Source organism: Photobacterium rosenbergii (assembly GCF_003026455.1).
Taxonomy (GTDB): Bacteria; Pseudomonadota; Gammaproteobacteria; order Enterobacterales; family Vibrionaceae; genus Photobacterium; species Photobacterium rosenbergii.
On the sequence record NZ_PYMB01000001.1, the window covers coordinates 1,221,587 to 1,234,091 of the forward strand.

At 43.5% G+C, this 12,505-nt stretch carries 15 protein-coding genes; 7 read left to right on the forward strand and 8 right to left on the reverse strand.

Features of this window, described 5'->3' with window-relative positions; genetic code table 11:
• Nucleotides 1–54 precede the first annotated feature (54 nt).
• Nucleotides 55–543 carry an SRPBCC domain-containing protein gene (locus tag C9J01_RS05765; protein WP_107297127.1) on the forward strand — a complete coding sequence of 163 codons (489 nt, stop codon included), beginning with the start codon at nucleotides 55–57 and terminating at the stop codon, nucleotides 541–543.
• 219 nt (nucleotides 544–762) lie between these two features.
• A complete protein-coding gene (locus tag C9J01_RS05770; RefSeq protein WP_107297128.1) occupies nucleotides 763–1,416 on the forward strand; it encodes a DsbA family oxidoreductase in 654 nt (217 codons plus the stop codon).
• A gap of 32 nt (nucleotides 1,417–1,448) precedes the next feature.
• On the opposite strand, the gene C9J01_RS05775 is transcribed toward C9J01_RS05770, so the two are convergent.
• The 6 genes from C9J01_RS05775 to C9J01_RS05800 form a co-directional block, all read right to left on the reverse strand.
• Entirely contained in the window at nucleotides 1,449–1,835 is a 387-nt protein-coding gene (locus tag C9J01_RS05775) for an ArsR/SmtB family transcription factor (protein WP_107297129.1), read from the reverse strand.
• Nucleotides 1,836–2,192 (reverse strand): hypothetical protein, encoded by a 357-nt coding sequence (locus tag C9J01_RS05780; protein ID WP_146157058.1) that lies wholly within the window; start codon nucleotides 2,190–2,192, stop codon nucleotides 1,836–1,838. It lies immediately after the preceding gene.
• Between the two features lie 172 nt (nucleotides 2,193–2,364).
• Nucleotides 2,365–2,763, reverse strand: coding sequence for a VOC family protein (locus tag C9J01_RS05785; RefSeq protein WP_107297131.1), 399 nt, complete (start codon nucleotides 2,761–2,763; stop codon nucleotides 2,365–2,367).
• Nucleotides 2,764–2,863: 100 nt separating this feature from the next.
• Nucleotides 2,864–3,721, reverse strand: a complete 858-nt coding sequence (yghU, locus tag C9J01_RS05790) for a glutathione-dependent disulfide-bond oxidoreductase (RefSeq protein ID WP_107297132.1) — start codon at nucleotides 3,719–3,721, stop codon at nucleotides 2,864–2,866.
• Nucleotides 3,722–3,881: 160 nt separating this feature from the next.
• On the reverse strand, nucleotides 3,882–4,529 hold the full coding sequence (locus tag C9J01_RS05795) for a DUF3379 family protein (RefSeq protein ID WP_107297133.1): 648 nt from the start codon (nucleotides 4,527–4,529) through the stop codon (nucleotides 3,882–3,884).
• Nucleotides 4,519–5,064, reverse strand: a complete 546-nt coding sequence (locus C9J01_RS05800) for a sigma-70 family RNA polymerase sigma factor (protein ID WP_107297134.1) — start codon at nucleotides 5,062–5,064, stop codon at nucleotides 4,519–4,521. The genes C9J01_RS05795 and C9J01_RS05800 overlap by 11 nt, the downstream gene beginning before the upstream one ends.
• A 305-nt stretch (nucleotides 5,065–5,369) precedes the next feature.
• Here C9J01_RS05800 and C9J01_RS05805 point away from each other — a divergent pair, with 305 nt between their 5' ends.
• The 3 genes from C9J01_RS05805 (at nucleotide 5,370) to C9J01_RS05815 (ending at nucleotide 7,288) form a co-directional block, all read left to right on the forward strand.
• The gene (locus C9J01_RS05805; RefSeq protein ID WP_107297135.1) at nucleotides 5,370–5,666 is read left to right on the forward strand and encodes a hypothetical protein; all 297 of its coding nucleotides are present in this window, start codon (nucleotides 5,370–5,372) and stop codon (nucleotides 5,664–5,666) included.
• A gap of 43 nt (nucleotides 5,667–5,709) precedes the next feature.
• On the forward strand, nucleotides 5,710–6,135 hold the full coding sequence (locus tag C9J01_RS05810; protein WP_107297136.1) for a hypothetical protein: 426 nt from the start codon (nucleotides 5,710–5,712) through the stop codon (nucleotides 6,133–6,135).
• 277 nt (nucleotides 6,136–6,412) lie between these two features.
• On the forward strand, nucleotides 6,413–7,288 hold the full coding sequence (locus tag C9J01_RS05815) for a 5'-methylthioadenosine/S-adenosylhomocysteine nucleosidase (RefSeq protein WP_107297137.1): 876 nt from the start codon (nucleotides 6,413–6,415) through the stop codon (nucleotides 7,286–7,288).
• Between the two features lie 876 nt (nucleotides 7,289–8,164).
• Here the strand turns inward: C9J01_RS05815 and C9J01_RS05825 are convergent.
• Nucleotides 8,165–8,662 (reverse strand): outer membrane protein, encoded by a 498-nt coding sequence (locus tag C9J01_RS05825; RefSeq protein WP_107297139.1) that lies wholly within the window; start codon nucleotides 8,660–8,662, stop codon nucleotides 8,165–8,167.
• 494 nt (nucleotides 8,663–9,156) lie between these two features.
• Here C9J01_RS05825 and C9J01_RS05830 point away from each other — a divergent pair, with 494 nt between their 5' ends.
• Both C9J01_RS05830 and C9J01_RS05835 read left to right on the forward strand, forming a co-directional pair.
• Nucleotides 9,157–9,576: a hypothetical protein gene (locus tag C9J01_RS05830; RefSeq protein WP_107297140.1), complete on the forward strand. Its 420-nt coding sequence runs from the start codon at nucleotides 9,157–9,159 to the stop codon at nucleotides 9,574–9,576.
• A 179-nt stretch (nucleotides 9,577–9,755) separates the two neighbouring features.
• Nucleotides 9,756–11,969 (forward strand): glucosidase family protein, encoded by a 2,214-nt coding sequence (locus C9J01_RS05835; RefSeq protein WP_107297141.1) that lies wholly within the window; start codon nucleotides 9,756–9,758, stop codon nucleotides 11,967–11,969.
• A 76-nt stretch (nucleotides 11,970–12,045) separates the two neighbouring features.
• On the opposite strand, the gene C9J01_RS05840 is transcribed toward C9J01_RS05835, so the two are convergent.
• Entirely contained in the window at nucleotides 12,046–12,255 is a 210-nt protein-coding gene (locus C9J01_RS05840; protein WP_146157059.1) for a hypothetical protein, read from the reverse strand.
• Nucleotides 12,256–12,505 lie beyond the last annotated feature (250 nt).

Below are 12,505 nucleotides of genomic sequence, written 5' to 3' on the forward strand. Positions count from 1 at the left end.
AAAACCGGCTAATGGTATTAGTCTTTAGTTACCTTACTGCAAAAGGCGTAACGAATGACAACCAGCATGGAAATCCATTGGCCGGAATACTACCATCCCAAGCATGCCCAGCTTCATGTGAGAAACGAAACACTGATCCCTGCACATGCCGATGCAATCTGGTCCAGTCTTACCCACGCTCCATGCTGGCCGCAGTGGGGACGCGCCCAGACTTCAGTGCAAATCCTCAATGGTGACGGGATTGAGTTGCACAAAGGCACGATCTTTAGCTGGCGGGCGAGAACGCTTCATTTTGATTGCACCGTGGTTGAGTTTATCCCCAATCAACGGTTGGCCTGGAAAGGAAAATGTGGGGATGTTGATATGTACCACGCCTGGCTCATTGAACCTACCGATGAAGGCTGCATGATCCTGACGGAATCCACCCAGCGCGGCGGTATGACCTGGCTAACCAAATTCTTCAACAGCAGGAATATTAACTCCTACCACAGAAGATGGCTGGAAGAACTCAAAAAACAGCCAGAATGTAAGAAACATAGGTAATATGGATTTCTTAATCTGGCTTCTCTCAAATTCCAGCAAATATTAACTACCCGTCCCCATCGGCAGTACTTTATATTTCATACATATAATCCCACCACGCTAACAGGCACATATCTTTTTTGAACAATCACTCAAAATTAACTTGAACATTCGTTCATGCGCTCCTATATTGAAAACAACTAAGCGGCAAGCAGCCGCAATTTCGTTAGAGAGACCACCATGACTGACAAAATCAAACTCGACATTATTTCAGACGTGGTTTGCCCCTGGTGCCTAGTCGGTTACAAGCACCTTGAGGCAGCCATCAATGAGCTGGGCCTTCAAGATCGCATCGACATAGAATGGCAACCGTTCGAGCTAAATCCGGATATGCCGCCTGAAGGTGAAAATCTACGTGAGCACGTTGCAAGAAAATACGGCTCAACGGCGGAGGACAGCCAAAGAGCACGGGAAAGAATTGCCAAACTCGGTGCCGAGCACGGATTCTTTTTCAACTATTTTGATGAAATGAAAATGGTCAACACCTTGGATGCCCATATCATGCTGGAGTTTGCCAAGGAATATGACAAACAAACGGAGTTAAAAATGCGTTTGTTCAACGCCTTTTTCAGTGAGAAAAAAGATATTTCAGACCGGCAGGTATTGCTTGAAGAGATAGCGACTGTTGGCTTGGACAAAAAAGCCGCTCAATCAAGGCTAAAAGATGCAGCCCACCGCGATGCAATCCGTTCGGCGGAAGCAGACTGGCAACAGCTTGGAGTATCAGCAGTTCCAACCGTCGTGTTCAATCGCACCAGCGCTCTTACCGGTGCGCAAGAAGTCGAAACCTACAAGCAGGTGCTCACCGAGCTTGTCAATGAAATGAACGGTTGATTAGCCCTTATCAACCCAGCGAAGAATGACGGTTATCGTTTACCCTGCCATTCTTCGCTGTTGGCACCAATAACACATTCATTATCCACCCGCATTGCAAGGCGCATCTTGCAGCGCTCTGTTACGTCCTTGAAGCCTGTTTCAGGCAAACTTCTGACCGAATCAACCAAAGCCTTCCAGTGCTGCAGCTCTTGTTGGGCAAGCGTATAATAGACCCATTTACCTTGCCTCTGCTGGGTAAGCAACCCAGCCTTGAACAACATTTTGAGATTACGTGATGCGTTATACTGGCTATCACCGGTCACGTCCATCGCCTCGGCAACCGTGATCCTCTGGTCAACATGAACCAGAAGCCAGAACAAACGTAATCGGTGTGGTTCAGCCAATGCCTTCAGGGCATCGATATATTGTTCATCCATCTATTTTTGTTGCTGTTTCTTAAGACTGGCAACCATTATAGCGACTCCAATCAAGAAAACGATCCCAGAGTGAGTGGCATGGAATGCCAATGATGATGCCTCGGCCCCGGTAAACAGCGCAATCCAAAAAAACGGGCAGAATATGCCAAGCAAAGCGATATTTCTCCCCGCCCTCGTTTGTTCCGAGATCTGTCCGCCATTAATCAAAACCGTCAACGCTTTGAAAATATGGCTATAAGCGCACCATTTTGTGAGTCCTGCTATCACCGCTCGCATTACTTTTTCCTGTTGGTATAGAAAACAACAAATCAAACATATGATCACTTGCGCATTTATGCAAGTGTTAAAGTTATTCACGACTCGATTGCTTTACCTACCCAACAAAATGCCTAACTTTGATCGACTCTGGATCTGGAAGCATCAAGCAATAGAAGGTTTTGCAGCTCCCAAAAAATATTACCCAGCGAAAGTTTTTCGCTGGGTAACTTCTATGGCAATTAGTCGATTAGCCAATTCCAAGCCAGAGAAATTATGCCGTCCACTCCCTGTTTTGCAGTACGACCCTGTACCCGTCGATATCTTCGAAGGTTTTCCCGACTGCGTCCCAATAGTCGTTATAGGCAGGAACAAGGATAAAACCGGCTTGCTCCATTTCCTCACAACACTTGGCCCAAACGTCATGCTCAGGAAAGTAGAAAACTAACAAGTTATCTTGGGTAGGTGCACGACCCACCACCGCCCCGTGGTGATGGGTAAATTCCAGATGATAGTTATGGGATTCATGGCCAATGATAGATCCATCGAAGCCATTGTGGCCTTCGAAAGTACCGAGTAACTTGAACCCCAGCCCCTTGACATACATCTGAGTAATGTCTTCAAGGTTATCTGTCGGACGGGCAATTCTTAGTTTTGCCGATTTTGGAATCATTGATAGTCCCTTGTTCAATGATGGAAATACTCACTGCTAACTTATCATTCAATCGCTTATAGGCAATCCCAGTAAAACACCTGTTACTGCGTGCCAAAGACTAAGGCTTGAGCTTTAGCACCTTGTCTATGTCACTGGCAGTGTGGCGCTCTGGGACTTGTTCCCATTCCTCACCCCATGAGCGGTTAACAATCTTGCCGCGCTGAACGGCTTCCCGGGCGTCAATTTCTTTGGCCCAACGGACTAAGTGGGTGTATTGCTCGACCTGGAGAAACTCTGCAGCATCATAAAGTTTGCCCAGCACCAAATTGCCATACCAGGGCCAGATAGCCATATCGGCAATGGTATATTCATCACCGGCAATGAAGGCATTTTTAGCCAGTTGTTTATCAAGAACATCCAACTGTCGCTTAGCTTCCATGGTGAAACGATCGATTGGATATTCAAACTTGGCCGGGGCATAGGCATAAAAGTGCCCGAAACCACCCCCTAGGTACGGCGCTGAACCTTGTAGCCAGAACAACCAGTTCATTACCTGAGTTTTCGCAACAACATCTTGCGGAATAAAGTGGCCAAACTTCTCGGCAAGGTATAGCAAGATACCGCCAGATTCGAAGACGTTGAGTGGCTTTTCCAACGAGTAGTCAACCAATGCAGGGATTTTAGAATTGGGGTTCACTTCAACAAAGCCGGAAGAGAACTGATCCCCCTCACCGATTCTAATCAAATGGGCATCATATTCAGCTGCTGAAACTCCTGCAGCCAGTAACTCTTCGAGCATAATCGTCACTTTCTGGCCATTAGGTGTTCCCATTGAATACAACTGCAAAGGGTGGTCACCAACAGGTAAAGTTTGTTCATGCCTTGCCCCTGAGTCCGGACGGTTGATACTCGCCCACTCACCGCCGTTTTCACTGTCGTAAGTCCAAACTTTTGGTGGGTTATATTCTGTCGCCATTTGCCGTTCCTCGCATTATCTGCCCGATACCTCCTGTTCAACACGTGCCTTAACACCGACTATGAACAGTCGTTCAAATTTCAACATTAGCTAATAATCCAGCTTAGCGCAAGATTTTTGAACATTTGTTCATAATCTAATAGGCGCCCATTCTTGCTGGCTAAATAGAATGCCACTCAATGGCTGCTTTCATCTTGTCTGACATTGCACGCGCCTCCTGCTCATCCTCTCCGAGGACAACCAAACTTGCATGATTAACAGGCACTTGCACCCCATTAACATTCCCTTGAACCCGCATGTCTTCACCAGAACTGCTCTGAGGTACAATATAAACACTCACTTTCTGGCCCTGCGCATTACCCAGCACCATCTGAAAAACTGTCTTTTTGCCAAACTGGCAATGATTGACGTAATAGACATGGCCTGGCAAATGAGCCAGTTGTGAACCAAACGGCTGTAACTTCATATTGACCTGCTGCAAAGTCACCGCCTCATCGATACCTTGAATAAAAGCTTGCTGAGAGCCTGCATGAGCTATGGCATCTTGGATAAGGCTACCCGAAGTGAACAGATTTGATTGTTCCAACATTGGGTACATGCCATAACCGGTCAAAGCCATCAACAAAGCTGCCGCAACGCCCAACCACGGACGAGAACGCCTATTTCCAGAGTTTTCCCGATCAGGGATTTGCAACAAGTGTTGCTCCAACCCTTGCGGCATGTCTACCGACAACGCCGTTTGTAATTGGATCTCTTCTTTTTCCTTTTTGTTGCGATAAGCCGAAATAGATGTGATTTTACGCCCCATACCCCGTCCTTAGGTCACTCATCTCCGTTCCGTTTTCAAACAGTTGCTTCTTACCTCTAGAAAGCCTTGTCAGCACAGTATTAAGGTTCACTGCTGTGATTTTAGAAATTTCATCGGCAGTGAACCCCATAACAATTTGCAGCAGCAAAGGCTCACGGTATATCTCAGGTAACGCAATGATTTTTGACCTCAACGTAGCATTAAGATCAGGTCTGTCGTCGTGATAAAGATAATCACAATCGTCTATGTTCACATGCTCTACCGTTTGCCCCCTGAAGCGGCGGGCATTTTCCCGGCGAAGTATGGTAATTAGCCATGGCTTGGCTACCGTATCCTCTTTGAGGTTATCGAGAAAACGCCAAGCCCGCAGAAATGTTTCCTGAACCAGATCCTCTGCATCGTGAGGATGACGGCAGAGCCAATAAGCGTAGCGGTATAAGTCTTGACTATATTGAGCAACCAACTTCTCGTATCGTTTTTTCTTGCTGCGATGACCGAATTTGTCAACGGTCGATTTAATTATATTGGTGATCATCCTGAATTCATACTAGCCGTCAAAATATGAGAGTTAGGGCCTGAAAATTACAAATGATTCACCAGGTAAATCATTTTAGATGTATCAGAATATGAAATATCAATAGATACAATCAATTATTATCAAAACAAAGGGCCTGGATATTCCTAGCTTATTTCCCACAAAACAAATAAGGATTAGATGCATTAATTTACTTTCATTTTATCTATTGAAAATTTTTTATTGGGAAGGAAATAATCTAATTGGTATGGGGGTCTTTATGGTCAGGACGTCCAATTCGATACTTTATGACTCTAGGAATTTAAATGAAAAAGCCCTTTTTTATCAGCGCTATCCTCGGTACTGCGATCACTTTTAGCCCGCTGAGCATGGCGTCTTTGCTTCAGCACCACATCTCTACTACCAACGATAAAAACGCGCCATCAAACATAGTGTTAAGCACAAAAGACACACTCTACGATGTTGGTATTTTGGAGCAGCATTTATCTTCATCCGGAGAGAAAGCATCATCATTAAGTATTACAAGGGCGATCAGCCAGCCTACAAATATTGAGTATGACACTCCACAAAACCTAATTAAGTTCCATATCGAAAATTTATAACCCCCTTACCTATTTAAATCTAGCAACCAAGGATGTAATAAACATGCCAGTGCAATTACAAAAAAACTTATCCATTAGCCTATTAACACTACGGCTAGGTATCTTTCTAGTCTTCTTTATGTGGGGTCTAGATAAAATTATCGCGACCGAGCATGCTGTCAATGTATTCTCTGGATTCTACGGCATTAACCTATCACCTTCAGTAATGATTGCTCTCGGCCTGCTACAAATGGTTTTCCTATTCGCATTTCTACTGGGTCTGTGGCGCAACAAAACCTATCTTGCCATTTTAATACTGCACTTGGTCTCAACCCTTTCTTCATTCGCCAAATACCTGGATCCAATGAACAACCTGTTGTTCTTTGCTGCCTGGCCAATGCTTGCAGCTTGCTTGGCACTTTACCTACTCAGGGACTACGACACCATCACCCTCGGTAACGCCACTAAGACCCAAGCGGTAGTCAGTTAACGGTTTAGTCCCTATCTAATCTCCAGAACGCAAAAGGGAGCCAACTTAAGTTAGTTGGCTCCCTTTTCATTCGGCACAGAACGATAACCTCTATTTATGTAACTTATTTCTTTCCATTGCTAACACTCTAATTCATTCATGTTAATGCTTATTTATTAGTGCTTTATTTCCTATTGAAACATTTAGTTACAATCACCACTAGTGACGCAAACGATTGCGCGAGGTATATTCCGTGCCGCACGCATTAAGCGCTTAAGCTAAATACAAGGATCACCCCATGCTATCGCAAACCAAAAAAGTGTTTTTCGTTATCGGAGCACTACTCCTTTCCACCGTTGCAACAGCTTCTACCGTAAAGAGCGTTACTGTTCCGGCTAACACTGCCCCTAAGCAGCCAATCCTGATTCAGGGTCCAATGCCAATCGAAGCGGAGTACTTCGCAGATTTACTGAAAGATGTTCGCATTGAACACAGCGGCAACTTTACCTTCTACATTGGTACGCTGAACGACTACCCAATTGTTGTAACCAAAACCAGCAAGGGTGTAGAGAACACTGCAGCGGCAACTGCGATTGCAATCGAGCGTTATAAGCCACGTGCCATCATCAACCAGGGTACATCTGGTGGTCACGACAAATCTCTGAATGTCGGCGATATCGTACTTGGTAAGCGTTCATTTAATGCCGGCAACTTCAAGACTCCGGTTCTGGCTGAAGGCGAAGGTTCAAACCCAATGAACTGGATCCCTATGGATGTGATGGCATCTGAAGGTAGTGCAGGAGAAGGCGACGATGCTGTTGATGCCGAAAAAGTCCGTTACTACGAAGGTAACCCAGAACTACTGGCTTCTGCACACGCAGTAAAAGAAACGCACAAACGCGGTAAGGTTGTTGAAGGTACTATTGGTTCTGCTAACTTCTGGAACAACGAAATCGATCGCATGAACTGGCTGAACAAGCACTTCGGCTCTAGCGTAGAAGAAATGGAAACCGCATCAGCTGCGATGATGGCTGAAGCTTACGGCATTCCTTTCCTAGGTATTCGTATCCTGTCGAACAACCTAACCAACGGCGGCAAATACGACCCTTCAACAGCAACGGACAACCAGAAGTTCGTTAAGAATGTAGTACTGCACTACATCTCTACGCTGTAATATCCCGCTTTAGTTAATTCCTAGCCCGCTAAGCCAAGCTTAGCGGGCTTTTTCTTTTCTAAGCTTTACATCTCGATACCGACGACTTTGGTTAAGTCATTTATAAATTTGTAGCTATCACCTATCACAGTAGCAGAACAACACAGTAGTAATTCAAACTTTGCATAGACAATTGATATACGACGAGCTGATTATTCAGCTGCAAAGCCTTACAAAAAGATCGTGCAATATTTGTTTTCAGCACTAGTTACAACAGGTGCGATGAAATAGAATCCTTTATTACAGACTCTGGTTAAAATTACGTTCTAGAATAGATGCAAGCTACAGCATTGCTGGTGAATCATTGATGAACTGGGGGCAATTTGAATAATCAGTATGAATAATTTTGTTGTACAAGCATATGGTAAAAATAATGCGCCATTTTATTCACTAATGAAAAAAATATTAATATTTTTTCTCGCGCTAAACATAACTGCATGTGTATCAAATAACGATATTGAAGACGATGACGAAGAGTCAGAGAAACCTGCATTAATAGAAGTTAATGAAAAAATGCAGGTACTATACTGGGTGTCTTTTCTTTTCAAAACTTAGGGCGCTCAATGTATCCGTTTAATCAACTCTGAATGCATGTGATTCGATTATGATTTTCTTTAATCTTTTCATCCAAATTATAATAATTTACTAAAAACCCGCTAAACAAACGGGTTTGATTTTATTGAAAATTAACAATTCTACAGCTAGTTATTGCTTCAACATCTATTAGCAATCATATTCTTTATCGACTTAAATATAAATATAATACTGCTTAGGCTAAACCTAATAATGGTATGAAATATTAACAGTAGCCATAAATCTGAGTCACTCAGCATTAAATTAGAATGTTAAGCCAGCTTGGAAGCCAAAGACAGGCTTATCAGTTGTACCTACACCATCATTACCGTTGAAACCTTTATGCCAGTCAGCACCAGCACGAACACGCAGACGTGAATCAGCAAAAATAGGCTGTGTTGTTGTATATTGAATACCAAAACCGTATGTGTAGCCAATATCACTACCTGTACCAGTGTGCTTCTGATCTTTTTTCAGGTCACCACCCGAAAAAACCGTTTTTGTATTTGCGCGGCGAATTTGTAAACCAGCTTTACCGTATACATCAAAATTTTGAGTTAAAGAGTATGTATATACGGGTGCTAGTGTGAAAAAGAATACATCAGAATCAGTTTTTACTTTTCCGCCATTACCATCTTCAGATTTGTAATCTTCGGTGAAGAAAACCATTGACGATTCAAGCGACCACTCTTTATAAATCTCCGCGCCAACGGTAAGCAATGCTGATCGTGAATTATCACCATTAATACCTACGCCCATCATGGCATAATATTCACGTTATGTTTCTTCCTTATAAATTGTTGTTTCATCAGCTACTACAACTGTGCTTGATAGTGCCAGACCAAGAGAAATTGCTAACTTTTTCATAATTAAACCTATACGTTGTTATTTGAAAGCGGCGTAATAATACAGTGTTTTCTAAATCAACCAACACTAAATAACCAATGTAAAAAATGTAACTGTAAATAAAAATTCACACTAGCGAAAATAGCTAAAATATTGTACTCAAACCATCAATTCCTACTTATAACCCCCTTCCTATACATACGAAATATTAATTAATTAAGCATTTCCGCTACTTATAAAAACCAAGGATACATTAAGCAGTCTATATACTTTCTATATACAAAACGATAGATTTACTTCGTATACTATTTAGGTAGTAGATATGGCTAATTAGAGCAATAGGCTGAATCAATTAGCTCTTTTCTTCAGATATAGGAGAATAGCGGAAATTCAAGAAGAGCTACACCTACATGTTTAACAAACAATTTGAAGAATCAATCAAAGATTCCATCACTAACATTCAGTCACTGCTGACCATCAACTTTGATAATCCACACCTTAAAATCCATAAGGTGACCTTTGATGACTTTGATAAACCTTGCTTTGAAGTGCATATTCAAAACCCGATGAGTGCCTCAGATACCATAGAATTAGATTTTGAGCAGTTATCATATTATTTAAATCACCCAAAAGACTTGATCGTTTATTACTACAAGGAAAGATACATAGACTACATCGAGTGGTTAAAAACTGGTGGTTTAGTCCAGTGCACCGCCATCACAACAACAGGCATTCGATGCAAAAACTTCATTAGCAACAAAAAATACAGTTTGCATGAGCACATCAAGCTTAAGAACAAAGGGAGAACGTGTTCAAAACACCAAGCATAAGTCAGTAAATCAAAAGCAAGGATGCCTACAGTATACTCCTTCCCGCTTCCGTTAACCCGCTCACACGATCTTAGGATATGGGATACCTGAGTGATTAATCGTGACGATTTCAGCCGAACCGCCATGCCAAGATAACTGCCAACGTGAACAAAACGACAACTACAAGACATGAGGTCAATATGAAACCCACCGCTTTGGCAGTAGTACTTTCAGGTATCCTATTAGGCAGTGTTGCTAACGCTAGTGAAGGCAATATCATTCATAACACAGGCTTTGAAGATAAAGGCCTTGGCTGGAGTTATTGGTTTTCAAATATTCGCAGTGATGGCGCTTACGAAGGCACCTACCGTGGCCGTATTGCGATTGGTGCCGATCACCACATCAGCCAAGTCATTACCGTACCGGAAACGGCTTATTATGATTTGTCAGCTTTCATCAAGAACGACAAGCAAGGCGGCCAGTTTGGCTTAAAGAACTTGGGCGGAGAGGTGCTGCTATCAAGACAGGTTGGGGCTAATAAACAATATTCTCTTAACAAAATCAAAAATATCGCTCTGGAACAAGGTGAGATCATATCGGTATTTTTCTCGGGATCAGACAAAAGTGCAGTTAGCATTGATAATGTCACGCTGACCAAATCGAAAAAAGATAAACTGCCGACCTTCAATCAAATCATCCAATTCAATGTGGCTGAGCAATCCGGTACAACAACTATCAATCGCAATAAGCAACGTATTAAGTTTACGGTGCCTTATGCCACTGATCTTAGCCATCTAACTATCAGCAACTTACAGGCTTCCCCAGAGAGCCAAACCAGCATACGACAAGGTGATATTGTTGACTTCACCAAGCCAGTATCTGTGCATGTGATCAATGAAAAAGGCAAAGCAGAAAAGTGGACAGTCACCGCCATTGAAAGTGAGAAAGAAGTCACTATCGCTTCATCTAACGCAGCACTGGAAGATTCCTTTAATTGGGCCATTGATAAGACCAAGCAGTTTGTCATGACCGGGCAAAGCGGCCTCGTTAACCGAGATGAAAACAACAACGACGGTAGTGGCACCGCAGACTATATCCCCTCTTACTGGGCAGGGTATTTCGACCGTACCGCCTTCTATTCACGAGATTTTCTTCACCAAGCAAGCGGGGGTTGGCTAGCCGGTTTAGGCGCTGAAAACCTTTCAATGTTCCAGACGTTTGCCCGCCACTCAACCGAGCCGCGCAAATGGTACACCTTATGGGCGATTAACTTCGACGGCACACCACACACAATTGATTACCACCATGACGATTACTTCGTCCGTGAAGTCCCGGCCCAGTTCGAGTTTGTCGAAAAAGCCCTCGAACAATACCGCTGGACTGGTGATGATCGCTATATCTACGATCCTGATCTTTGGCAGTTCTACACCAAAGTATTGACTGACTATATTGCCCTGCATGATGATCAGGAGCCAAACGGCATAGCCGAAGGCTATGGCGGGATCTTCGAAGGCTCCGCTACTTACAACGAGCGCGGGGAGTTCCCAATCGAAGCGGGTGATGGCATTGGCTCGCAATACCAAGCGACAGTCGCATATGCTGAAATGCTCCGTGCCCGTGGCGAAGATGCTCTTGCTGACGAATGGCAAGAAAAAGCCGTCGAACTCAAACGCTTCTTCAACGAAGAATGGAGCATTAAAGATCCGGCTAATCCAATGGATAATTACGTCAATATCATCCAGAAAGATGGCCTGCGTCTGAACGATTTCGGTAAGGAAAACAGCTGGTTCATGCCGATGAAACTCATTACTGAGCCAGGTGAGCGCAACAACAAATACCTCGACTTCATTTCAGCTAACTTGGGTGAGGGCATTGGCTCAACCCCTGAAGCGCCGCACAATATCGAAGCCTATACCTATATTCCGGAAACCTACTTCCCATACAACCAAAACGAGGAAGCTTGGAAATGGATGAACTACATCATCAACAAGAAGGATCTGCCCCATGAACGCCCAACCCAAGGCACCAATGGTGATTACCCTGAAATTTCCTTCACCTTCATATCCAACACCATTGAAGGTCTAATGGGTATTGAGCCTAATGCACCTGAAAACCGCGTGGTTACCGCTTCCCACCTACCGCAAGACGTAGAATGGTTGGAAGTTGATTACTTACCTATGGGTGCTCACGAACTGGCCATTCGCCATGAAGGGTTAACAGAAACCAGCTTGGCCAATACGTCTGAAAAGCCTCTTGAGTGGGAAGCGCGCTTCTACGGTGAGCATGACAGTATTACGGTTAACGGAACGGCAATGACGGCTCAAATGAAAGAGGTCAATGGCGTCAAGCTAAGCTACGTGGTTATCGAAGTACCAGCTAATGGTGAAGCGATAGCGAGTGTAGCTTCAAATTAACAATCGGTAGTTTTAACCAAGATAAGAAAGAATTAAGCCAGCGTACGAAAGTATGCTGGCTTTCGGGGTTAAAGACCTAAGACTTTTGCGTTAACGAACGCACACACTCAAACGATAGCGCCAGCATTAGCATACCAATCACCAATGCGAAGCCTACCCCTGCCATATAGTCGAGCTGATCAGGCGTGAGCCCCATAAAAGGCTCTTTGGTGTCGACTTGAACCTTGGCCTTAAACTCTTGGCGTACCTGAGTGACTTGCTCTGGGGTTAAGATGATGTCTTTCATGTTGTATAGCATCTGTTATTTATTTCTGTTCATTGAAAACATCATAGATGAAGGATAGCTTCCCTGTGCGTAATATCTCACCCAAAAACCATGCGTCTAAATACGCATCACATAATTTTACCCAAACACTTAATTTAAAAACAATTTTCCCCCTCATAGCATGGTCAAATTTCACCAAAGATACTGTTAAAAAGTTCAATAAATACACCATTAAGCATTGCCACAACAAATAAGTCACACCAAACTAATC